Below are 20,303 nucleotides of genomic sequence, written 5' to 3'. Positions count from 1 at the left end.
TCCCCAGAACACCGTTCGGCCGTTCGGCCGCCGCTCACCACCCGGCACTCTCGTCCCCATGACGACCGACACCTCCGAGCCGTGCCTCACCCTGGCCGGCCCCGCCGACATCCTCGCCGCCGTCCCCTACCTCGTGGGCTTCCACTCCGACCATTCTCTGTCAAGTCACTGTGTTCAGTTCTAGGCGTCGTGTTCAGACGTCGAAGCGGGTGCTGCCCGGCTCCTACACCAGCAACGACGAACGCACCGCAGCTCTGCAAGACTTCCTGCACACCTACAACCACCACCACTGCCACACCGCACTCGGAGGGCAACCACCGATCACCCGCGTCAACAACCCTGCGGGTCAATACAGCTAGCCCGGTTGCCGACGTCCTCCAATACGCACTCGCCGGAGAGAGGAGTCGGCTGGCCGACGATCATGAGCCCCCAGCGGGGGTCTTGGCGTAAGGTCTCGTGGCCGTCGCAAGAATCGGAAGAGGGGCTTAGATCGTGACTCATTTGGACGTCGATCGTTAGATCATCCGTGGATGCCTTCAAGCAACGGCTGGTGCCGGACGTGGAGTTGGCCCGGTTTGGTGGACACCTGATCTCTGGGGAACCCTGGTTCCTGGAAGAAGGAGTCTGCAGTGCCCAACAACTATCCGCCGGAGTTTCGCCGGCAGATGGTGGAGCTGGTGCGTGACGGACGGACGCCGGAGGAACTGGCCACGGAGTTCCAGCCCTCCGCGCAGTCGATCCGTACCTGGGTGCGCCAGGCCGACCTCGATGATGGCCGCCGTCAGGACGGGCTTATCAGCGCCGAGAAGGAGGAACTGGCTCGGCTGCGTCGTGAGAACAAGATCCTCCGCGAGGAGAAGGAGATCTTGCGCAAGGCCGCGGCTTTCTTCGCGCGGGAGACGGATCTGCCGAGATGAGATTCCGGCTGATCCATGCGGAGAAGGACCACCACGAGGTCTCCCTGCTGGCCCGGGTGCTGGGTGTGTCGCGCCAGGGCTGCTCCGCGTGGGCCGCTCGCCTGCGGCGTGGCCCGTCGGCACGGGCCCGTCGCGACGCCGAGCTGACCCGAAAGATCCAGCGGCATCACCAGGCCTCGGATGACATCTACGGGGCACCGCGCATCCACGCCGATCTGCGCGAGATCGACGGGGAGCGGGTAGGCCGCAAGCGGGTGGCCCGGTTGATGCGCGCCGCCGGGCTGGCCGGGGTGAGCAGGCGTAAGGGGTGCCGCACCACCATCACTGACCAGCACGCTGCATCCGCGTCCGACCTTGTCAAACGCCGGTTTTCCGCCGATGAGCCGAACCATGTCTGGACGGCCGACATCACGTACGTGCCGACCTGGCAGGGCTTGGTCTACCTGGCGGTGGTGCTGGATGTGTTCTCCCGCCGGATCGTCGGCTGGGCAATGGCCGAGCACATGCGCACCGAACTGGTGACCGACGCGCTGGCGATGGCGATCCACCAGCGCCGCCCGCAGGCCGGGGTGATTCATCACAGCGATAAGGGCAGTCAGGGCGAATTCAACTGGTCGTCGCAACACCTCGATTCTCGAGGAGGATGTTGTGGCGCAGGGAAGGGCGCGTGCGGCGCTTCAGGCTGGTCGTCCGCCGCTTCGGTCACCGGGCCGGCCGCCGGTCAACCGGCGCGAGGAGAAGCAGCGGTTCTGGAGGCTGATCGCCGAAGGGCGGTCGAGCGAGGAGGCCGCCGTCGCGTGCGGCGTGTCGATGCCGTTGGGGCCGCGGTGGTTTCGTGAGGGTGGCGGTATGCCGCCGATCAGCCTGGAGCCACTGTCAGGCCGCTACCTGTCCTTCGCCGAACGCGAGGAGATCGCCCTGCTGCGTGCCAAGAAGTGCGGAGTGCGGGACATCGCCCGCAGCCTGGGACGGGCCGCGTCGACGATTTCGCGGGAGCTGCGGCGCAACGCGGCGACCCGTGGCGGCCGCCTGGACTACCGGGCCTCGGTCGCGCAGTGGCACGCCGACCGGCAAGCGCGCCGGCCCAAGACGTGCAAGCTCGCCGACAACGACCGGCTGCAGCAGTATGTGCAGGACCGGCTGGCCGGCATCGTCCGCGCCCCGGACGGCAGCGAGATCGAAGGACCACAGGTCCGTTGGATCGGGCGACGGCACGGGCGCCGCCAGGACCGGCGCTGGGCGACGTCATGGAGTCCGGAGCAGATCGCGAACCGGCTGCTGGTCGACTTTCCCGAGGATGAGACGATGCGGATCTCTCACGAGGCCATCTACCAGGCCCTGTATGTCCAGGGCCGCGGCGCGTTGCGTCGGGAGCTGACGGCCTGCCTGCGCACAGGCCGGGCACTGCGAGTGCCTCGGGCCCGGACCCGTGGCCGGGGCAAGAAGTTCGTCACCGAAGAGGTACTGATCAGTGTGCGGCCCGCCGAAGTCACCGATCGAGCGGTGCCCGGGCACTGGGAAGGCGACCTCATCATCGGTCTGGACAGCTCCGCGATCGGCACACTGGTCGAGCGCACTACCCGGTACACGATGCTGCTGCATCTACCCCGGATAGACGGCCACGGCGAGAGCGAGCGGGTCAAGAACGGCCCGGCGCTCGCTGGGCACGGCGCCGAAGCCGTGCGCGACGCCATTGCGGCCACGATCATCACGCTGCCCGAGCACTTGCGCAGGTCGCTGACCTGGGACCAGGGCGCGGAGATGGCTCAGCACGCTCAACTGCGTATCGACACCGGGCTGGAGATCTACTTCTGCGACCCGCACAGTCCCTGGCAGCGCGGCACGAACGAAAACACCAACGGCCTGCTTCGGCAGTACTTTCCCAAAGGCACCGACCTCAGCAGGCACACCCGAAACGATCTGGATGCAGTCGCCGCCACACTTAACAGCCGCCCCCGTAAGACCCTCGGCTGGCGTACTCCCGCCGAGGCGTTCAACGAGCCCCTATGCTTGCTGACAGGCAGTGTTGCAACGACTCCTTGAACCCGAGCAGTACACCTCGATCGCCTTCGGCCAGCGGCGTAAGCAGGCCGGGGTGCGCCCCTCGACGGGCCGAACCGGGACGTGCTTCGACAATGCGATCACCGAGAGCTTCTTCGCCTCGCTGGAGTGCGAACTTATCGACTGGCGCACCTTCCACACCAGGTCAGAAGCCGAAAGGGCCGTCTTCAGCTATATCGAACCGGGCGCAGCGGCGAGGCGAAGGTGGAAGTGGAGATCGCCGCCAAGCCCACCAAATCGTTCAAGGCCGGAAAGGTGATCAGGGACGAACATCTGACCTGGTCGGGACAGGGCACCGCCAAGCCTGGGGAAGCCCGGGTTACATTGCAGATCCCCGAGGGCAAACTTCAAGACGCTGGGAAGGTCAGATGGCGCTCCCGCGTCGCCGACTCCTCCGGAGGCTGGACACGCTGGCAGGATCTCACCATTCAGCAGCAACAGTCGGCCCAAACGCCGACCAAGGAAGAGCCTGTTGACGGTCCCTTGCCTAGTCGGGGCCCAGAGACGAAGCAAAAGGCTACTCGCACCGGCGCACCTACTGCCTCATTAGCAGAGAGTCCGCTCGCAGGTACCCAAGCGGTCCAGAGTTTCAACTACGACCGCATTGATAAACAGGGCGATTGCCAGCTGTCACGGGAAGAGAGTATTGCAACGTGGCGCTGGATAAAAAATTCCTTTAACGTGTGTTTCACTGGCCGCATCGGTGAAACCCTTGTTGAAAATGACCTCCCCACCGGAATAGCATGGTCGGCCCGCGTCAGCATCGTCGTCCACACGTACGTGGGACACTCTGCGGGCACTGCGGACCCGACAGCAGCCCGTGGCGAAGCGGGGATCCACAGCCGTCAGATGAAGGTATGGATCAAGATCGATCAATTTTATCCACACGGCTTCCCTGAAGCTGCAGGTCGCCCCGTTTCGATACGCCTCAGCAACTCCGGCGGATGTTTCGCCGATAAGCAGAAAATCACCGAAGATATAGGTGACTGGATTCGCGGCGCCGATCGACTGATCACCCTGACCTCGCCGAAGGATTGGTTTCCAGCGCCGGACTATAAGGGATTCTGCGGTATCAAGCCCTCAGTCTACTACCCGGAAACCGATGATATAAACAAGCGGCTCGGATGGCTCTCCCCCGACCGCGTCGAGTTCCGCTGTGACAGCTCTCCCAGGATCCTGAATCACACCGGCGGTTGTGTCGTCTGGAGCTCGCGGCCAGTCTGGCACCTCGACGGCAACCGGGCACAAACACCGGATCCTGTAACCGGAAAAATGACTGGTGTTGACCAAACCGCGGCACACATCTGGAAGGCTCTCTACGAACCGGACGACACCGTGCCGCTGTCCCCCGTAAGGAAAAGAATCCCCGGCCGCTACAGCGAGAACGATCCTGGATGCGCATCTGAAAACAACAGGTGCCTGACCAGAGCTGAGGGAGACCGTAGCGATCCAGACACCGTTCCGGGGCAGAATGACATAGCCCGGAAAAAAGTGTGCAAACTAGCCCCAATTCCAAGCGGCCTACAAAAACCCTCATGCGACGAGTATCCCTTCGCCTCCACATACGAGGGAGCCGCTTCTGCGGGCTATAATATTTCGGTCGCAATCGTCGAGTGCAGAGACAATAACACTGCGGGCGGACTGCTCAACGGCTGGTACGACCGGGAACGCATCTTAGAAAAGGATCCCTTCTGGGTCGATGCGACCAAGAAGGGCGAAACACCGCCCGAAGATGTCCCTCCACCAGACATCGCTCAAGTCGATACCTCCGGCTTCGGCGCGAGCTGTAGATAGTTGAAGCGTCGCCGTCCGCCGCCACCTCATCATCCAAGCGGCGGACGGCACGCCGATCTGTCAACCATAAACCTGGCCGACAGCACCACACGTCGACCAAAGGAAGAGCCATGATTGATGAGAGCTATACTCGCTGGTTCCGTGGGTACACCACTAACGTCCTCGCACTTACCTGGTGCTCCGCCACCACGACCGAGGAGGTCCTGGCAGCCTACGGCATATCGCCCGAGATCACGGAGCCGATGAACTTCCTAGGCGGCGATATCGATATGCTCATCGGGCGTCTCGGCAACGGCACCATCATCATGGATTACAGCGTCGATTCTCCCACGCCGCAGATTCTTCCCGCCCTGGCGCAGTGCGGTCCTTGTCTAAGCGCCGCATGGTGCGGCGACGTCCCGGCGATAGTTTCCTATTATGCTCACGACGGTCGCGTAGTGCGGTTCGACGCAAGCGAACGGGACTGGTACCCGGATCCTAATATAGCCAGCGTCGAACAATGGATCGCCACTACGCCCGCCGACGCGGAAACATGGGATAATCGCTGGAGCCGCGCCATTCTTATCACCGCCGAAGCGCTGCTGCAAGCTGCTATTGACGAAGAATGGATGCGATCCACACACGTCGGCGTTACATTCCCTGATTAAACGGCCCGCACCTTGGCGATACGGGCGAGCATCGGCGCGTCCATGCCGGCCACCATGCGGTGGGTGGTGGAGTCCGACGGCGCTCCAAACAGCGCCACCTGATGGGCCTGCAGCCGCTCGGCCTCCAGCGCGCTGCGTGCGCCACACACGATCGCCGCGGCAAAGCTGAACAGCACATGCGCGCGGTCGCGCCAGGTCGCGCTTTGCCCATCCGGCTACGCGAGTCCACAACCAGTCCAGCAGCATGCGGATATCCGTTGCATAGTCTTCTCTCGAGCTCCGCGCCGGATGGCGGAACTTTCGCGACATCACGAAATCCAGCAGATCCGGATCCACCTGAAAATCCGGGCGTACGAACACCGGATCCCCTGGCCGCAAGCCCGGCCGCTGTCCACAGCTTCGGTCCGCCTCCCACGGTTCATCCCCAGAACACCGTTCGGCCCTTCGGCCGCCGCTCACCACCCGGCACTCTCGTCCCCATGACGACCGACACCTCCGAGCCGTGCCTCACCCTGGCCGGCCCCGCCGACATCCTCGCCGCCGTCCCCTACCTCGTGGGCTTCCACCCCGACCACAGCCTCATCGTGGTCGGCCTCGCCCAGGGCCGGGCGAAGGTGGCGGTCCGCTGGGACCTCCCGTTCCCGCCGGGCACGCTGGCCCCGCTGTCGCGCCTGTGGGAGCGGGAGCACGTCGAGCGGATCATCGTCGTCGGCTACGGGCCGGGGGAGCAGGTCACCCCGGCGATCGACGAGGCGAGATCACTGGCGGCCCGGGCGGGGGTGGAGGTCGACGAGGCGCTGCGGGCCCATGAAGGGCGTTACTGGTCGTACGTGTGCGACCTGCCGCAGTGCTGCCCTCCCCAGGGCATGCCGTACGACCCGCGCGCCAGTCGCGTCGCGGCCGAGGCGACGGTGCGCGGCCTGGTGGCCCTCCCCGACCGCCGATCCCTCGAACGCACCAGCGCGCCGCTCACGGGCCCCGTCCGCCTGGCGATGCGGCGCGCGACATCCGACGCGGTGGCGGAGCTGCGGGCCGGGCTCACGGCGTCCGGCGACGCGGACGCCTTCGCGGGAGCGTTCGTCTCCGCCGGCCTGGCGAGGGTCCGCGCGGCCCTGGCCACGCACGCCGCCGGGGACCGCCTCGACGACGCCGTGGCGGCCCGGCTCGGCCTCGACCTCGCCGTCGTCCGCGTGCGCGACGAAGCCTGGACCCTCATGGACGGCACCCACCTCGGCCTCTGGAAGGACCTGACGCGCCGCCTGGAGCCCCGCTTCGTGCCGCCCGCCGCGTCGCTGCTCGCCATGGCCTGCTGGCGCTCGGGCGACAGCACCCTGGCCACGGTCGCCCTGGAGCGAGCCCTCGCCATCGACCCCGGCTACTCCATGGCCAACCTGCTCATGCACGCCCTGCAGAGCCTGCTCTCCCCGGACACGCTCCGGGGCCGCCTGCCCACCCCGGCCGAGCTCGACACCGCCATGGGCCCCGCCCACTCCGGCTGGCTCCTCCCCCTCCTGGCCGCCCTGGAGGAGGAAGAGCCGCACGCCGCCTGACCTCCCGGCGCCAGCCCCTTCATCCCGGTAGCAACAGGCCCATCCCTGCGGCAGCAGGTCCATCCCGGTGGCAACAGGCCCAGGACACGGCTCACGCTCGCCGGTCCGAGCGTTCTGGCGGCTCACGATCGGGCTCGGAGGGCTCAGACCGAGGGGGTGATCGACCGGCCCGTCCGCAGCACCAGCTCGCCGATCTCGGGGAGCACGGCGTCCGCGACCCTGATCTTCCGCTCGATCAGCCCGTTGGCGTGGAACAGGTCGGCGGCGTGCTGCTGCTCGGCCACGAACTCCTCGCTCACCGGCTGCAGTCCCCACGGACGGGTGCGCAGGGCGTGCTCCCACGCGTCGAGGTCGCCGTCGAACAGCGCCGCCGCCTCGCGCGGGCGCTCCTCGGTCCAGCGGTCGGCCTCCTGCAGCGCCGTCACGATCCGGGCCAGCTCCTCCGGCTGCTCCCGCGCGAAGTCGCGGCGGGTGAACCAGAGCGAGCGGTGACTGAACAGGCCGTCCGTCTCGACCAGCGTCCTGGTGCGCGACTCGACCGGCGTCAGGTACGGGTACGAGCCCACCCAGGCGTCCACGTCGCCGTTCACCAGCAGCTCGGCGGCGTTGCCGTAGGCGTCCACGGGCACGATGTCGCCCCAGCCGAGCCCGGCCCGCTCCAGCGCGAGCAGCAGCAGCGTGGTCTGCCACGAGCCGTGGCCGAGCGCGACCCGCTTGCCCTTCAGCTCCGCCACCGAGCCGATCGGCGAGTCGTCCCGCACGACCAGGCGGCCGTTCTCGACGCGCGGCCCCGAGATCGCCACGTACACGATGTCGTGGCCCTTGGCCTGGGCGGTGACCGGGGGAGTGGAGCCGGTGCCGATGAAGTCGTACCCGCCGTCGAACAGGTGGTCCCCGTGCGCCGAGGGCAGCGCCCGGGTGGGGTCCACCCGTTCGCCCCGGCCCAGGGCGTTGAGGTCCACCCACTCCACATCGGGCAGCAGATCGCGGTGGCGGGCCACCCACAGCGTGTTGTTCTGCGGGAAGAAGCCGACTCTGGTGGTCATGACCTACGTCCTTTCAGGAGTGGCAACACATGGCGGCCCACGCGGCGGGCCTCTTCGAGATGGGGGATGCCGGCCAGGATGAAGGCGTCCACGCCGAGGTCCAGGAGCTGGTCGAGTCGCTCGGCGACCTGCCGGTAGTCCCCGACCAGACCGAACGCCGGGCCGTCGCGGAGCGCGCCGAACCCGCCCCACACGTTGGGCGCGACCTCCAGCCGGCGGTAGTCGTCACCCACGTCGGCCAGGAAGGAGTGACTACGCCGCACCCCGACAGAATCGCCCTGCTGCCGCCCGGCGGAGCCCGGCACCACAGCAGCGGAGTTCGGGCCGGCACCGGCGGAATCCTGCGGCACGCCGGTGGAGTCCTGCCGCGAACCGGCGGAATCCTGCGGCACGCCGGCGGAGTCCTGCCGCCCGCCGGCGGGGGTGCCCTGCCGGTCGTTGTGCGCCGTGCTCGTGCGGGCCTGCCAGCCCTGCCTGACCTCCTCCCATGCCTCCTCCTCGCTCTCCCGTGCGAGCAGGTCCACGCGCACGGCGAACCGGGGCGGCGTGTCGCTGTGCGCGCGCACGGCGTCGAACTTCTCCTTCAGCGCCTCGAACGGCTCCAGCCACGACAGGTAGTAGTCGGCGTGCCGACCGGCGGCGGCGATGGCGGCCGGGGAGGAGCCGGAGAAGAAGATCTCCGGGAACGGCTGGCCGGCCAGCTCCTCGGGGAGCCCGGCGTTCTCGACCTGGTAGAAGCGGCCGTGATGGGTGTGGCCGCCCGCCCAGACGCCCTTGAGCACGTCGAGGAACTCGGAGGTGCGGGCGTAGCGGTCGTCGTGGTCGACCTTGTCACCCCACCACAGCTGCGCGGGCCCGCCGCCGCCGGAGATCACGTTGTAGACGATCCGGCCGCCGGTCGCCCGCTGGAGTGTCGCCGTCATCCTGGCGGCCTGGACCGGATGCAGGAATCCGGGCTGGAAGGCGACCATGAAGCGGTACGACGTCGTCTCGCGGGCCAGCGTCGCGGCGGCCGCCCAGGGGTCGTCGGTGTGCGGGAAGTTCGGCAGGAGCCCGCCGACGAAGCCCGACTCCTCGGCCGCCCTGGCGACCTCGGCCATGTAGTCGGCGTGGCTGTAGCCGTCGTCGCGGCCGTCCCTGACGCCCGGCGCCGTGCCGCCGGGGGCGAAGCCGCCGCGGCTGCGTACCCGGCGGCGCAGCGAGGGCTGGTCGCCTTCCATGTGGATGCGCCAGTAGATGTCAACCGGCAAGAGCCCGCTCCTTCACGTGCTCGCCGAGGCGGTAGACGTCCTCGGTCTGGACGAAGAACTCGGTGACGCCCCGCCGCGCGTAGTCCTCGACGCTGTGCTCGAAGCGACTGTGCTCGAGGCGACTGGGCTCGACGCGACTGTGCTCCGAGCGACTGTCCTCCGAGCGGTCGGGCGAGGGCAGGCTCATGCCGTACCGCAGGCCGGGCAGCTCGGGGACGAGGGCGTCCAGGTCGTCCTCCGGGGAGAAGACGTGCACGTCCGCGTGCCGCCGCGACAGGGCCAGCGCCTCGGGCGAGGTGCCCGACAGGTGAACCTCGGGGAAGGGCGGCACGGACAGCGGCGGCGCGAAGCCACCCGCGGCCACCTCGTAGAAGTCGCCCCGGAAGTCGAAGGGCTCGCGCCAGACGCCCTTGGCGACGGTCAGGAACTCGTCGGCACGGGCGTAGCGCTCGGCGCCGGTCAGGAAGTCGCCCTGCGCCCTGGCCACCGCCGGGTCCAGCTCCACCGCGAGCCGCCAGCCCAGCCGGCCGGCCGCGAAGCGCTGCAGAGAGGCCGAGAGCTTGGCCGCGTAGACGGGGGTGGCGACGCCGGGGTGGAACTCCGCGACGACGCGCAGGTGGCGGGTGCGGCGCAGGGCGTTCGCCGCGACGGTCAGCGACTCCTGCCCGCCGGGGTCGAACGGGACCAGCGCGCCCGCGAGCCCGGCCAGGTCGGCGGCCACGGCGGCGCGCCCGGCCGGGTCGGAGGCGGCGGGCCGCACGTCGGTGACGAAGGCCGGCAGCTCCGCCCGGACGACGCCTCTGGTCGGCAGGACCATGTGGAAACGGGCCATCACGCCACCGCCGCCACGGGCAGCTCGTCCAGGAGCGCGTCGATACGTGGGCGCAGCTCCTCGGCGAAGGGCTCGATCTGGGTGTCCAGGACGAACAGGCCCCGCGTGACGTGCCGCGCGCCCAGCACGCTCAGCACCGGCCGCAGGGCGTAGTCCACGGCGAGCAGGTGCGCGACCGTCCCGCCCGTGGCCACCGGCACCACCGTCTTGCCGGAGAAGGCCCCCTGCGGCAGGACGTCCAGGAACGCCTTCAGCAGGCCGGTGTAGGCGGCCTTGTAGATGGGGGTGGCGACGACGATCACTGCGGCCGCGGCCACCAGGCGCGCGGCCTCCTCCAGCTCCGGATGGACGGCGTCGCCGCGCAGCAGGGCGTCGGCGGGCAGGTCACGCAGGCGCAGGATCTCGGCGGGCCGCTCCAGCCGCTCCGCCAGGTGGTCGAGCAGCCGGCCGGTCCGCGAGGCGGCGGACGGGCTGCCCGAGATGAACAAGACGGTCATGTCAGATCTTTCCTAGGAGTTCAGCGGAAACGGGCGGCGTCCTGGGAGGCGGCGCCGACTGGCCCGTCTCTTCGAGGAACTCGGCCGGTGGCAGCGGACGCGGAGGCTCGGCGTGCGCCGGCAGCGGGCCGGGTCCGCGCTCACGGCCGTCGAACTCCTGCTTGACCGCCGCGAGCGTCTCCGGCTGCTCGACCAGCGTGACGGCCGCCGCCGCCAGGTAGCGGGCCGCGGCCAGCAGCCCGGCGTGGGCGATCGGGGTGCCGGTGGAGGCCGTGGCCGCCCACGAGTGCAGCGGAACGCCGAGCGGGACCACGGCGGCGGTCAGGCTGAGGTGCGGCGCCGTCCAGCTCACCTCCGAGGTGTCGCTGGACGGCCCGCCCAGGCTCGGCTCCGCGGGCGGGCGCAGCGGCAGGATCCCGGTCGCGAGGCCCGAGCGCGGCCTGCCGATCTCCTCCTGCAGCCGCACCGCGAACTCCTGGTCGGCGTCGGTGAACGCGGGCGGGCCGAGGTCGCTCATCGTGTGGTGCAGCAGCTCCGCGCCCGCCCTGTTGCCGAGTCCCTGCCGGATCGCGGTGACCAGGCGGTGCTCCAGCCGGGTCTGACTGGCCGTCGCGGCGGCACCGGCGCAGGCCACGACCTTGTCGTGGAGCGTCTTCGCCGCGGCGTGGGTGGACTCGCGGACGTAGACCCACACCGTCTGCAGGTCGGGGGTGACGTTGGGCGCGCCGCCCCCGCCGATCGCGTAGCTGATCCGGCCGGACGGGGAGACGTTGCCCGCGCGCAGCCGCTCGACCATGCCCGCCAGCAGCAGGGCGCCGTCCAGGCCGCTGCGGGTGCCCAGCGGGTTCGAGCCGTGGCCGGGGGAGCCGAGGAAGGAGAACGTGGACGAGTACAGCGCGCTGGTCACGTCCCAGCCCGTCGCGGTGACGGGCGCGGGATGCCAGTCGAGGAAGGCGTCGAGCCCGTCGTACGCGCCGTCGCGCACCGCGTACGCCTTGCCGACGAGCTGCTCCTCGCCGGTGGAGGCGAACACCTTGACCGTCGCCCGGCCACGCAGAGCCCTGGCGGCGGCGATGGCCGCGCCTGCCGAAGCCGCCGCCAGGGCGTTGTGCCCGCACCCGTGGCCGAGGCCGTAGGCGGGCGCGTACTCGTCGCCGTCGAAGACGACGGGCTCGTGGCGAGGGACGCCGGCGCGCTGCGACAGGCCGGGCAGGGCGTCGTACTCGACGTTGAAGCCGAGCACGGGGCCGGTGTCGCCGTGAGTGGCGACGAACGCGGCGGGCAGGCCGGCCGTGCCCCACTCGATCGCGAAGTCGTGCGCGCGCAGCAGCTCGGCGGTGGCCAGCGTCGAGCGCCACTCGCGCAGCGACGGCTCGGCGTAGGCCCAGATCCGGTCGGCGAGCCCGGTCAGCGCGGGGGCGTTCTCGTCGATCCAGCGCGTCATGGCGCGACTCCGGTGTGCGTGTCCGCCCCGGCGTGCGTGTCCACGCCCAGGTCCGCGAGGAGCCGGCGGCGCAGCTCGACGAAGTCGTGGTCGGTACGGTCCCGCGGCCGGTCGAGGCCGACCCGCAGGTCCGTGACGAACCTGCCCTCGCGCAGCACCGCGATCCGGTCGGCCAGCAGGATCGCCTCCTCCACGTCGTGCGTGACCAGCACCACGGCCGGCCGGTGCCGGGCGCACAGCTCGGCGATCAGGTCCTGCATGTGCAGGCGGGTGAGGGCGTCGAGGGCGGCGAACGGCTCGTCGAGGAGGAGCAGCTCCGGCTCGCGTACCAGGGCCCTGGCCAGCGCGACCCGCTGGGCCTCGCCGCCGGACAGCGTCGCGGGCCAGGCGTCGGCGTGCCCGCTCAGGCCCACCTCGGCCAGGGCCGCCAGCCCCTTGGCGCGGGCGGCTCGGCCCTGCCCGATGATCACGTTGGCGAGGGCGCGCTTGGAGGGGATGAGACGCGGCTCCTGGAAGACGACCGTGCGCACCGGCGGCACGAGCACCGTCCCGCCGGTGGCGGCGTCCAGTCCGGCGAGGACGCGCAGCAGCGTGGTCTTGCCGGTGCCGCTCGCCCCCAGCAGCGCCAGGAACTCCCCGCGTCGCACGTCCAGGTCCACCCCGTCGAGCACGGCCCGCTCGCCGAAGACCTTGCGCAGCCCTCTGGTCCGTACGGCCAGGCTCATCGGATCGTCACCGCCTTGCGCCAGGGCATCGCCGCCCGCTCGGCCACCCGCAGCGTCAGGTCGGCCAGCAGCCCGATCACCGCGTACAGCAGCACGCACAGCGCCAGGATGTCGGTGCGCAGGTAGTCGGTGGCCCTGGCCATGAGGTAACCGAGCCCGGCCGTCACGTTGATCTCCTCGGCGGCGATGAGCGCGATCACGCTGAGCGTGGTGGACAGGCGCAACCCGGAGAAGATCGACGGCAGCGCGCCCGGCAGCACGACCTCGCGGGCGATCGCCAGGCGGCCGAGCCCGAACGAGCGGGCCGCCTCGACGACCTTGCGGTCCACGTTGCGCACCCCGCTGGAGACGTTGACGTACATCGGGAAGGTGCAGGCGACGCCGATCAGCAGGATCTTGGACGCCTCCTCGATGCCGAACCAGACGATGAACAGCGAGGTCAGCGCCAGGAACGGGATCGCGCGCAGCGCCTGCATCGAGGAGTCCACCAGCTCCTCGCCGAGCCGGGTGAAGCCGGCGAGCACGCCGAGGACCAGCCCGGTGGAGGCGCCGAGCACCAGGCCGAGGCCCGCCCGGGTGACCGAGACGCGCAGCGCCTCGGGGAGCTGGCCGTCGGCCCACAGCTCGCCGAAGGTGGCGGCGACGTCCTGCGGGCCGGCGAGCACGTCCTCGGTGAGGACGCCGGAGGCGGTGGCCGCGTACCAGGCGGCGAGCAGCAGCACGGGGCCGATGGCCCGCAGTGCGAGCGTCACCGCGGGATGGCGGCCGGTGGAGCGGGGCGGGTTCGGGGCGACAAGCCCCTCGACGGTGGGCGCGGCGGCGGGGCTCATGGCTTCGTGGTGCCGGGGGACGGGGCTCATGGCTTGGCGTTCCCGAGCGTGGTGACGTCCACGACGTGCTGGGAGACGTCCAGAGGTGCGGTGAGCACCTTCTGGTCGTAGAAGAAGGTCGCGACGTCCCGATATTTCGCGATCTCGGTGGGGGTGACGGCCTGGGCGGGCTTGCCCTTCCTCTGGATGTCGACCACCAGGTCCTTCTGCGCCCCCTGAACGGCCTGCGGGCCCGCCTGGGTGAAGACGTTCAGGTACGCCGCCGGGTCGGCGATCTCCTTGGCGCTGCCCTCGCGAAGGAACGAGAACAGGGCCTTGACCACCTCCGGGTGCTCCTGGAGCAGCGTGTTGGCGGCGACGTAGATGACGTAGTTGTCGGACTTGATCGCCTCGCCGTCGGCCAGGACACGGGCGTCCAGGTCGGTCACGGCGGGGATGAGGAAGGTCGAGAACGTCGACCAGGCGTCCACCTTGCCCGAGCCGAAGACCGGCGCGGTCTGCGGCGGCTGCAGGTAGACCCGCTTGACCTTGTCCACGGGCACGTCGAACGTCTGCAGCGCCTTGAGCAGCAGGTACTCGCTGGTGCCGCCGTGCCCGACGGCCACGCTGCGCCCGGCCAGGTCGGCGACCGACTTGATCGGCGAGCCGTTCTTGACCACGATGCCCTCGCCCGCCAGGTCGGGCGGCACGGTGGCGAAGATCTTGAAGCTGGGCTTGACGGCCAGCGCGGTGACCCCGGACGTGATCGAGCCGGTGGCGACGTCGAGCGAGCCGGCGTTGATCGCCTGGGCGGCGGGCGCGAACACGGGGAAGTCGCCGGCCCACTTCACCTTGGCGTCGACCTTGGCCAGCGCGGCGTCCAGGCTGCCGTCCTTCTTCGCGACGGCCAGGAAGCCGCTGTTGCCGGGGTCCGCCATCCTGACGACCACCTGCTCCTGGCCGGCCGCGGCCCCGGTGCCCCCGCAGGCGGCCGCCAGGAGGAGCAGGGGGACGGCGAGCAGCAGCTTACGCATGGGTGACTCCTTGCAGAGGGGTGTGATCGGCCCAGGCCGCGACGTCCACGGGCGATGCGAGGAAGCCGTGGTCACGCAGGAAACGCTCCTGCCGGGCCAGCAGGTCGAGGCGCTCCGCGGACAGGTCGAGGTGGAGCGAGGCACCGGGGACGTAGGCGGCGGCCACGCCGGCCGCACCCGCGCCCGTCTCCGCGCCGAGGATCCTCGCCACCTCCGCCGGATGCTCCGCGGCCCAGCCCGCGGCGCGCAGCAGCACGCCCAGGAAGCGGGTGACCACCTCGGGGTGCTCGTCCAGGAGACGCTGGTGCACGGTGATCGGGCGAGGTGTGCCGTTGTTGACCCTGGCCCGCCGGTCCTGGACGGCGTCGAGGTCGATCCCGACCTCCGCGCCGTGGCGCAGGGCGGCCTCGACGGCGAGCGCGCCCTTGACGTAGACCGCGTCCACCTCGCCGCGGACCAGCGCGGCCAGCTCGGCCTCCCACTGGCCGCCGCCCGGCTCGGCCTCGACGTCGACCAGCTCGGCGTCGCCGAGGCCGAGCCCGGCCAGGGAAAGGGCGCCGTGGAAGCCGTGCAGGGCCATGGCCCGCCAGAAGTCGATCGCGATGCGGTGCCGGGGGACGGCCAGGCGCAGGCCCTTGAGCTGCTCGGCGCTCTCCAGGGCGGTGCCGCCGCGCACCAGGACGGCCTGCCGCTCCTCGATCCAGGTGAGACCGATGAGCCGGGTGGCCTCGCCGCGCGAGCGCGCCCACAGCGCGGGCACATTGCCGCCCTCGCGGAACAGGCCGGTCAGGGCGTGGGTGTAGTGCGTCTCACGGGGGACGCCCGGCGAGTCGTCCTGCAGGGACCGGACCGCGATCCCGTCGGCGGCGAACTCCGCGGCCAGCCAGCCCTGGTCCGCCGCGATGCCCGTCGCGGTCGGAACGGGACAGCGGGTGAACCAGAGGGTGTCGAGTGCGGCTGTGCTCATGCCGGAGAGTTTGCTAGTAAATTGGTAGGAAATGCAAAGTATGTCCCGCGATGCGGGAAGCCCTCCCCGCCGGACCGGCCCCCACCTGGTCCTGGCTCTCCCTACTCGGAAACCGGAGTTTCCCGCATGGCAGCAGATGGCGGCGTCCAGGCCGTCCGCAGGGCGATCGGCATGCTCGACTGCTTCGGCGGAGGGGACACCTCCCTCAGCCTGTCCGACCTGTCACGCAGGATGGAGCTGCCGACCTCCACCGCGCACCGCCTGGCCAGAACTCTCACCGGCGCGGGCTTCCTGGAGCAGGAGGCGCGGACCGGCCGTTACCGTCTGGGTCCGTCGATCATCGAGCTGGGGCAGCTCTCCTTCCACCGGCGCGGGCTGCACCGGATCACGCCCGAGCTCGCCGAGCTGGCCCGCGTCACGTCCGCGACCGTGGACCTCGCCGTGCGCAACGACAGGTACGCGGTCATCCTGAGCGGTGGCTCACTCGATCCCGACAGCGGCGCCGGACTGCGCCGGCCGCTGCACTCCACGGCGCTGGGCAAGGTGCTGCTCGCCTGGGCCCCGGAGCGGAAGGTGGACCTGGAGGCGCTCGGCCCGCTGCCGGCCCTGACCGACCGGACGATCGTGGACCACGTCGAGCTGCGCGCCGAGCTGGACAGGGTCCGTGAGGCCGGGTACGCCCTGAACGACGGGGAGTCCTACGACGGGGTCCGGACGATCGCGGTGCCGGTGCTCGACCGGCTCAGCCATGTGCGGTACGCGCTCGCGGTGCGCTCCACGCCGCAGGTGATGAGCGACGCGCGGATCGGCTGGTTCGTCACGCACGCGCGGGCCTGCGCCAGGGCACTGGAGGTGCTCCTGCTTCCGCCCGGCGAGCGAAGGCCGCGCACCGCGGACCGCTTTTCAGTATGAGAAGCACTAAACACGTCATTTACGACAAAAGGCGCAAAAACGGTATGTGGGAAAAGCTCAGACCCCGTCCTGCTCGCGACGGCGACGCTCGTTGTACGCCCTCATCCGCGCCGGATAGCCGGTGAGCTGGACGTCGTACACCGGGAGGGCGAGATCACGGGCCACCTTGTGGATCACTCCCGGAGAGCCGACCCGGCGCCGGGTCCACTCGCCGTCGTCGGCCACCGCGACGGCCGTCGTGTCGGTGGCGAACGTCTCGGGCTCCACGTAGAACTCGACGCCCCGCCGCGACCTGGCGAAGGCGATGAGCGCCTCGATGTCGGCGTCCGTCGCCTCGCGGTCGAATTTCGCGATCCGGGAACCGCGCAGCCGCCGGATGCCATAGCGGTCTCGCCATCTCATGGATCCTTTTTATACCGTCGAAGCGACCGGCGCGTCGGGGCTGATCTAGGGGATGCCTCCGGGATTTTCCTGATGGTCAGCAAATCCCGCATGAAGCAGTATGGGCAGTGACAGCTCGACCGAAGGAGAGGCATGGTTGCCATGGCTGGGGTCCCCACACCCCCGGGCCCGGGGCAGGTGCCGCAGGCACACCTGCGCGTCACCCACCAGGACCGTGAACACGTCGTCGAGCACGTCAAGACGGCCTACGCGGAGGGGCGGTTCGACAAGTTCGAGTTCGACGACCGCCTGGAGCAGGCGATGACCGCGCGCACGCACGGCGACCTGATGCCCATCATGACCGAGCTGTACGGCACGCAGGCCATCCCCGCGCTGGTGCCGCCGCCCGCGCCGATGCGCCGGGAGGGTCCGGCCGACGGCGCCGAACGGTTCGGCGCCTCGGCCGCCCACCTGCTCGCGCTGGTCGGCTTCCCCGTCGTCGGGCCGCTCATCCTCATGCTCACGGCCGGCAAGACGTCCCCCTACATCCGCCGCCACGCGGTGGAGGCGCTGAACTTCCAGCTCACGCTGGTGGGGGCGACGATCCTGCTCCCGCTCACGTTCGTCGGCATCGTGCTCGTACCGGTGATCTGGGTGGTGGCGTTCGTGCTCTCGATCGTCGGCGGCATCTCGGCCCTGTCGGAGAACGCGTTCCGCTACCCGCTGACGCTGCGCATGGTGAAGTAGCCCGCTCGTCCGGGGCGGTTGGGGGGTGCGGGGGCGGGTGATCCCGGTCTCAGCGCGCCAGGACCTCGTAGCTGACGCGCATCACGCCCGCTCCGGTGCTGCCGATGGCGGCGAAGGCGGCGCGGGACAGGTCGAGGCAGCGGCCGCCCACCTACGGGCCGCGGTCGTTGATGCGGACCGTGACCGAGTCGCCGTTGCGGGGATTGATGACCCGGACGCGGCTGCCCAGGGGGAGCGTCTTGTGGGCCGCGGTCATCGCCGACGGGTTGAACCGCTCGCCGCTGGCCGTCATCTGGCCCTCGTCGTAGTAGGAGGCGCCGCACGTCCCCCTCGACAGGACCTTGCTCTTCGTCCTGGCCTTGGTGCTCTTGGCTGTGGTGCTCCTGGCCTTGACGGTCTTGGTTCTGACGGTCTTGACCTTGGCCGCGGCGACCGGGGCGGCGGCCGGCCTCGGCTTGGCGGGAGCCGGGGGCTTGGCCGCGGCGGTGGGGGGAGAGGCCGGGACGGACGGTGCCGTGGCGGCCGGGCTGGGAGCCGGCGGGCTGGGAGCGGCTGTGGTGGCCGCTGCCGTGGCGGGGGAGGGGTTCGAGGCGAGCGCCGCGGCGGTGGGCGGCTCGTCGTCGGAGACGGCGGCCCAGGCGGTGGTGGACGCGGCTGCCAGGAGGGCTGCGCCGGCGGCCACGGTGGTCCAGCGGCGTTTGCCGGGAGCCGTCAGGCGGCTCAGGGGGCGGTCGTGGAACGGCTTCTGCGAATGCTGGCCCAAGGTAAACCACAGTCCTAGCTAGGGGACAGGACAGGGAAAGGCCAGACGGGGGAGGATGAAGGGGGCGCACGTCGGCCGATCCCGCGGGCGGGGCGGCGAGCCCCGGCGGCGTGGACGAACATATGCGACCGCGGGCAGGTAAAGGCAAGTTAATGTGATGGTGAGTGATATATCCCACTCTGTAATAGAGATCGCAAAATGGCGCTCTCTGGTGGGATGATCGCCGCGTATTCGCAGTTAGACCGATATTTGATCATTTGAGGCGTTGATGGTTTCTTGTCGCCTCTTGATCAAGCGGCTGGGACGGCCGCGGCCCCGCGCGTCACAGCATGAGCGAGCGGACCGTCTCCACCGTGTCGGCGTCCTGAGCCCGCTTGTCGGGGCGGTAGCGCAGCACGCGGGCGAAGCGCAGTGCCATGCCGCCCGGGTAGCGGGGCGAGCGCTGCACCCCGTCGAAGGCGATCTCCACCACCAGCTCGGGCCGCAACGTCACCGTCCAGTCGTCGGTCGGCCCCTCCGCCAGCTCCAGGAACCGCTCCGTCTGCCAGGCCAGCAGCTCGTCGGTCAGCCCCTTGAACGTCTTGCCGAGCATCACGAACCCGCCCTCCGGGTCGCGGGCCCCCAGGTGCAGGTTGGACAGCTTGCCCTGGCGCCGCCCGTGCCCCCACTCGGCGGCCAGGACGACGAGGTCGAGCGTGTGCCGCGGCTTCACCTTCACCCACCCCGCGCCCCGGCGGCCCGCGGCGTACGGGGAGGTCAGCGACTTGACGACCAGGCCCTCGTGCCCGGCCCTGACCACGTCGGCGAAGAACCGCTCCGCCTCGGCCACGTCGCTCGTGACCAGGCGGGGCGTGAGCAGCGCCGGCGGGACCGTGCCGCTCAGCGCCTCCTGCCTGCGCTCGTACGGCAGGTCGAGCAGGTCCTCGCCGCCCACCCGCAGCGCGTCGAAGAAGAACACGCTCAGCGGCGTCCGCTCGGCCAGCCGCGCCACGTCGAGCTTGCTGGTGGCCCGGCTCGCGGTCACCTGGAACGGGTGCGGCCGCCCGTCGGGGCGCAGCGCGATCACCTCGCCGTCGAGCACCACGTCGTCCACCGGGAGGCCCAGCACGGCCTCGACCAGCTCCGGAACCTGCGGGGTGATGTCGTCGAGCGTGCGGGTGAACACCTTGACGTCCGGGCCCGACCGGTGCGCCTGCACGCGTATGCCGTCGAGCTTCCACTCCAGCGCGGCGGGCGCGCCCGCCTTGGCCAGGGCGGCGGCGACGTTGGGCGCGCTGCCGGCCAGCATGGGCGACACCGCGCGCCCCACCTCCAGCCGGAACTCCCGCAGCGTCTCGGTCCCGCCCGCCAGCGCGGCCGCCCCCACGGCGGGCAGCGAGCCGCGCAGCGTCAGCGCCCGCCGCACGTCGGCCGAGGGCGCGCCGGACGCCTTGGCGACCGCCTCGATCATCACGCCGTCGAGGGCGCCCTGCCGCAGCTCACCGCTGAGCAGCCGCAGCATGAACGCCTGCTCCTGGCTCGTCAGCCCCGCGAACAGCTCGTCGACCAGCGCCTTGCGGGCGGACTGCGAGCCCTGCCCGGACACGCCCTTGATCGCGCTCAGCCGCGTGTCGACGCCGGCCAGTGTGGCCGTGGCGGCGAGCTTGGGCTGCGGCAGGTCCTGGAGGGTGCGCCAGCCGACACCGATCTGGCGTTGGGGCAGCTCGCCGGACAGGTAGGAGATCGCGATCTCCGCCTCGCCGGGGCCCACCCTGCCGAGCAGCTCGGCCAGGTGGCCGATCTTGCCCAGGCGCGCCGATGTCCGCGTCACCGCCTCCGAGACCCGCACCACGTCGATCAGTAGCACATCGCCTATGGTGCCCCACGACACCGACATTTCCCCACCTCGGGGTGCATCGATTCAGTCGCGAAGCGGGGCGGCCGGGCC

The 20,303-nt window shown here is 70.3% G+C and carries 23 protein-coding genes and 1 pseudogene; 11 read left to right on the top strand and 13 right to left on the bottom strand.

Annotated features, from left to right (window positions below):
* The first annotated feature begins 58 nt into the window (after positions 1-58).
* The 8 genes and pseudogenes from MTP10_RS22980 to MTP10_RS22950 all read left to right on the top strand — a co-directional run bounded on the left by MTP10_RS22980 (position 59) and on the right by MTP10_RS22950 (position 5,419).
* Positions 59-184, top strand: a complete 126-nt coding sequence (locus MTP10_RS22980; protein WP_310711646.1) for a hypothetical protein — start codon at positions 59-61, stop codon at positions 182-184.
* A gap of 40 nt (positions 185-224) precedes the next feature.
* Positions 225-359: pseudogene (locus MTP10_RS42015) on the top strand (IS481 family transposase); the annotation flags it as partial.
* A gap of 270 nt (positions 360-629) precedes the next feature.
* Entirely contained in the window at positions 630-917 is a 288-nt protein-coding gene (locus MTP10_RS22975; RefSeq protein WP_310711645.1) for a transposase, read from the top strand.
* Positions 914-1,756, top strand: a complete 843-nt coding sequence (locus MTP10_RS22970; protein WP_310711644.1) for an IS3 family transposase — start codon at positions 914-916, stop codon at positions 1,754-1,756. The genes MTP10_RS22975 and MTP10_RS22970 overlap by 4 nt, the downstream gene beginning before the upstream one ends.
* Positions 1,757-1,766: 10 nt before the next feature.
* Positions 1,767-2,960 (top strand): IS30 family transposase, encoded by a 1,194-nt coding sequence (locus MTP10_RS22965; protein WP_310711642.1) that lies wholly within the window; start codon positions 1,767-1,769, stop codon positions 2,958-2,960.
* Positions 2,941-3,237, top strand: a complete 297-nt coding sequence (locus MTP10_RS42010; RefSeq protein ID WP_397334493.1) for an IS3 family transposase — start codon at positions 2,941-2,943, stop codon at positions 3,235-3,237. Before MTP10_RS22965 ends, MTP10_RS42010 begins: the two co-directional genes overlap by 20 nt.
* Complete coding sequence (locus MTP10_RS22955) at positions 3,183-4,772, top strand: NucA/NucB deoxyribonuclease domain-containing protein (protein ID WP_310711641.1); 1,590 nt, start codon at positions 3,183-3,185, stop codon at positions 4,770-4,772. Before MTP10_RS42010 ends, MTP10_RS22955 begins: the two co-directional genes overlap by 55 nt.
* A 110-nt stretch (positions 4,773-4,882) precedes the next feature.
* The gene (locus MTP10_RS22950; protein WP_310711640.1) at positions 4,883-5,419 is read left to right on the top strand and encodes a hypothetical protein; all 537 of its coding nucleotides are present in this window, start codon (positions 4,883-4,885) and stop codon (positions 5,417-5,419) included.
* Here the strand turns inward: MTP10_RS22950 and MTP10_RS22945 are convergent.
* Positions 5,416-5,595 carry a hypothetical protein gene (locus tag MTP10_RS22945; RefSeq protein ID WP_310711639.1) on the bottom strand — a complete coding sequence of 60 codons (180 nt, stop codon included), beginning with the start codon at positions 5,593-5,595 and terminating at the stop codon, positions 5,416-5,418. The two genes, MTP10_RS22950 and MTP10_RS22945, sit on opposite strands and share 4 nt — an antisense overlap.
* Positions 5,596-5,898: 303 nt before the next feature.
* Between MTP10_RS22945 and MTP10_RS22940 the strand changes: the two genes are divergently transcribed.
* The gene (locus MTP10_RS22940; RefSeq protein ID WP_310711637.1) at positions 5,899-6,969 is read left to right on the top strand and encodes a DUF4192 domain-containing protein; all 1,071 of its coding nucleotides are present in this window, start codon (positions 5,899-5,901) and stop codon (positions 6,967-6,969) included.
* Positions 6,970-7,112: 143 nt separating this feature from the next.
* On the opposite strand, the gene MTP10_RS22935 is transcribed toward MTP10_RS22940, so the two are convergent.
* The 9 genes from MTP10_RS22935 to MTP10_RS22895 are packed head-to-tail and all read right to left on the bottom strand — an operon-like array spanning position 7,113 to position 15,573.
* A complete protein-coding gene (locus tag MTP10_RS22935; RefSeq protein ID WP_310711636.1) occupies positions 7,113-8,015 on the bottom strand; it encodes an ABC transporter substrate-binding protein in 903 nt (300 codons plus the stop codon).
* Positions 8,012-9,265 carry an LLM class flavin-dependent oxidoreductase gene (locus MTP10_RS22930; RefSeq protein WP_310711635.1) on the bottom strand — a complete coding sequence of 418 codons (1,254 nt, stop codon included), beginning with the start codon at positions 9,263-9,265 and terminating at the stop codon, positions 8,012-8,014. Before MTP10_RS22930 ends, MTP10_RS22935 begins: the two co-directional genes overlap by 4 nt.
* Positions 9,255-10,097: an LLM class flavin-dependent oxidoreductase gene (locus MTP10_RS22925; protein ID WP_310711634.1), complete on the bottom strand. Its 843-nt coding sequence runs from the start codon at positions 10,095-10,097 to the stop codon at positions 9,255-9,257. Before MTP10_RS22925 ends, MTP10_RS22930 begins: the two co-directional genes overlap by 11 nt.
* On the bottom strand, positions 10,097-10,594 hold the full coding sequence (ssuE, locus tag MTP10_RS22920) for an NADPH-dependent FMN reductase (protein ID WP_310711633.1): 498 nt from the start codon (positions 10,592-10,594) through the stop codon (positions 10,097-10,099). The genes MTP10_RS22925 and ssuE overlap by 1 nt, the downstream gene beginning before the upstream one ends.
* A gap of 1 nt (position 10,595) precedes the next feature.
* On the bottom strand, positions 10,596-12,038 hold the full coding sequence (locus tag MTP10_RS22915) for a hypothetical protein (protein WP_310711632.1): 1,443 nt from the start codon (positions 12,036-12,038) through the stop codon (positions 10,596-10,598).
* Positions 12,035-12,763 (bottom strand): ABC transporter ATP-binding protein, encoded by a 729-nt coding sequence (locus tag MTP10_RS22910; RefSeq protein ID WP_310711631.1) that lies wholly within the window; start codon positions 12,761-12,763, stop codon positions 12,035-12,037. The genes MTP10_RS22915 and MTP10_RS22910 overlap by 4 nt, the downstream gene beginning before the upstream one ends.
* On the bottom strand, positions 12,760-13,593 hold the full coding sequence (locus MTP10_RS22905) for an ABC transporter permease (protein WP_310711630.1): 834 nt from the start codon (positions 13,591-13,593) through the stop codon (positions 12,760-12,762). The genes MTP10_RS22910 and MTP10_RS22905 overlap by 4 nt, the downstream gene beginning before the upstream one ends.
* Before the next feature lie 26 nt (positions 13,594-13,619).
* Complete coding sequence (locus MTP10_RS22900) at positions 13,620-14,606, bottom strand: ABC transporter substrate-binding protein (protein WP_310711629.1); 987 nt, start codon at positions 14,604-14,606, stop codon at positions 13,620-13,622.
* Complete coding sequence (locus tag MTP10_RS22895; RefSeq protein ID WP_310711628.1) at positions 14,599-15,573, bottom strand: ABC transporter substrate-binding protein; 975 nt, start codon at positions 15,571-15,573, stop codon at positions 14,599-14,601. The genes MTP10_RS22900 and MTP10_RS22895 overlap by 8 nt, the downstream gene beginning before the upstream one ends.
* 126 nt (positions 15,574-15,699) lie before the next feature.
* On the opposite strand from MTP10_RS22895, the gene MTP10_RS22890 reads away from it, so the two are divergent.
* Positions 15,700-16,485: an IclR family transcriptional regulator gene (locus tag MTP10_RS22890; RefSeq protein WP_310711627.1), complete on the top strand. Its 786-nt coding sequence runs from the start codon at positions 15,700-15,702 to the stop codon at positions 16,483-16,485.
* 57 nt (positions 16,486-16,542) lie between these two features.
* Here the strand turns inward: MTP10_RS22890 and MTP10_RS22885 are convergent, their stop codons facing one another.
* Positions 16,543-16,887, bottom strand: coding sequence for a hypothetical protein (locus MTP10_RS22885; protein WP_310711626.1), 345 nt, complete (start codon positions 16,885-16,887; stop codon positions 16,543-16,545).
* 132 nt (positions 16,888-17,019) lie between these two features.
* Between MTP10_RS22885 and MTP10_RS22880 the strand changes: the two genes are divergently transcribed.
* A complete protein-coding gene (locus MTP10_RS22880; RefSeq protein WP_310711625.1) occupies positions 17,020-17,613 on the top strand; it encodes a DUF1707 and DUF4870 domain-containing protein in 594 nt (197 codons plus the stop codon).
* A 151-nt stretch (positions 17,614-17,764) separates the two neighbouring features.
* On the opposite strand, the gene MTP10_RS22875 is transcribed toward MTP10_RS22880, so the two are convergent.
* Entirely contained in the window at positions 17,765-18,376 is a 612-nt protein-coding gene (locus tag MTP10_RS22875; protein WP_310711624.1) for a septal ring lytic transglycosylase RlpA family protein, read from the bottom strand.
* 322 nt (positions 18,377-18,698) lie between these two features.
* A complete protein-coding gene (locus MTP10_RS22870; protein ID WP_310711623.1) occupies positions 18,699-20,222 on the bottom strand; it encodes an ATP-dependent DNA ligase in 1,524 nt (507 codons plus the stop codon).
* Between the last annotated feature and the right edge of the window lie 81 nt (positions 20,223-20,303).

This window comes from Nonomuraea sp. 3-1Str (assembly GCF_031570565.1).
In the GTDB taxonomy this organism is placed as follows: domain Bacteria; phylum Actinomycetota; class Actinomycetes; order Streptosporangiales; family Streptosporangiaceae; genus Nonomuraea.
The sequence above is the reverse complement of the archived record's forward strand: the minus strand, read 5'-3'. Positions and strand labels throughout refer to the sequence as shown.

Bases quoted from the DNA above. Each gene is read 5' to 3' on its own strand.
- MTP10_RS22980 (WP_310711646.1), top strand. From the start codon at position 59: ATGACGACCGACACCTCCGAGCCGTGCCTCACCCTGGCCGGCCCCGCC.
- MTP10_RS22970 (WP_310711644.1), top strand. From the start codon at position 914: ATGAGATTCCGGCTGATCCATGCGGAGAAGGACCACCACGAGGTCTCC.
- MTP10_RS22965 (WP_310711642.1), top strand. From the start codon at position 1,767: ATGCCGCCGATCAGCCTGGAGCCACTGTCAGGCCGCTACCTGTCCTTC.
- MTP10_RS22950 (WP_310711640.1), top strand. From the start codon at position 4,883: ATGATTGATGAGAGCTATACTCGCTGGTTCCGTGGGTACACCACTAAC.
- MTP10_RS22940 (WP_310711637.1), top strand. From the start codon at position 5,899: ATGACGACCGACACCTCCGAGCCGTGCCTCACCCTGGCCGGCCCCGCC.
- MTP10_RS22935 (WP_310711636.1), bottom strand. From the start codon at position 8,015: ATGACCACCAGAGTCGGCTTCTTCCCGCAGAACAACACGCTGTGGGTG.
- MTP10_RS22925 (WP_310711634.1), bottom strand. From the start codon at position 10,097: ATGGCCCGTTTCCACATGGTCCTGCCGACCAGAGGCGTCGTCCGGGCG.
- ssuE (WP_310711633.1), bottom strand. From the start codon at position 10,594: ATGACCGTCTTGTTCATCTCGGGCAGCCCGTCCGCCGCCTCGCGGACC.
- MTP10_RS22915 (WP_310711632.1), bottom strand. From the start codon at position 12,038: ATGACGCGCTGGATCGACGAGAACGCCCCCGCGCTGACCGGGCTCGCC.
- MTP10_RS22910 (WP_310711631.1), bottom strand. From the start codon at position 12,763: ATGAGCCTGGCCGTACGGACCAGAGGGCTGCGCAAGGTCTTCGGCGAG.
- MTP10_RS22905 (WP_310711630.1), bottom strand. From the start codon at position 13,593: ATGAGCCCCGCCGCCGCGCCCACCGTCGAGGGGCTTGTCGCCCCGAAC.
- MTP10_RS22900 (WP_310711629.1), bottom strand. From the start codon at position 14,606: ATGCGTAAGCTGCTGCTCGCCGTCCCCCTGCTCCTCCTGGCGGCCGCC.
- MTP10_RS22895 (WP_310711628.1), bottom strand. From the start codon at position 15,573: ATGAGCACAGCCGCACTCGACACCCTCTGGTTCACCCGCTGTCCCGTT.
- MTP10_RS22890 (WP_310711627.1), top strand. From the start codon at position 15,700: ATGGCAGCAGATGGCGGCGTCCAGGCCGTCCGCAGGGCGATCGGCATG.
- MTP10_RS22885 (WP_310711626.1), bottom strand. From the start codon at position 16,887: ATGAGATGGCGAGACCGCTATGGCATCCGGCGGCTGCGCGGTTCCCGG.
- MTP10_RS22880 (WP_310711625.1), top strand. From the start codon at position 17,020: ATGGTTGCCATGGCTGGGGTCCCCACACCCCCGGGCCCGGGGCAGGTG.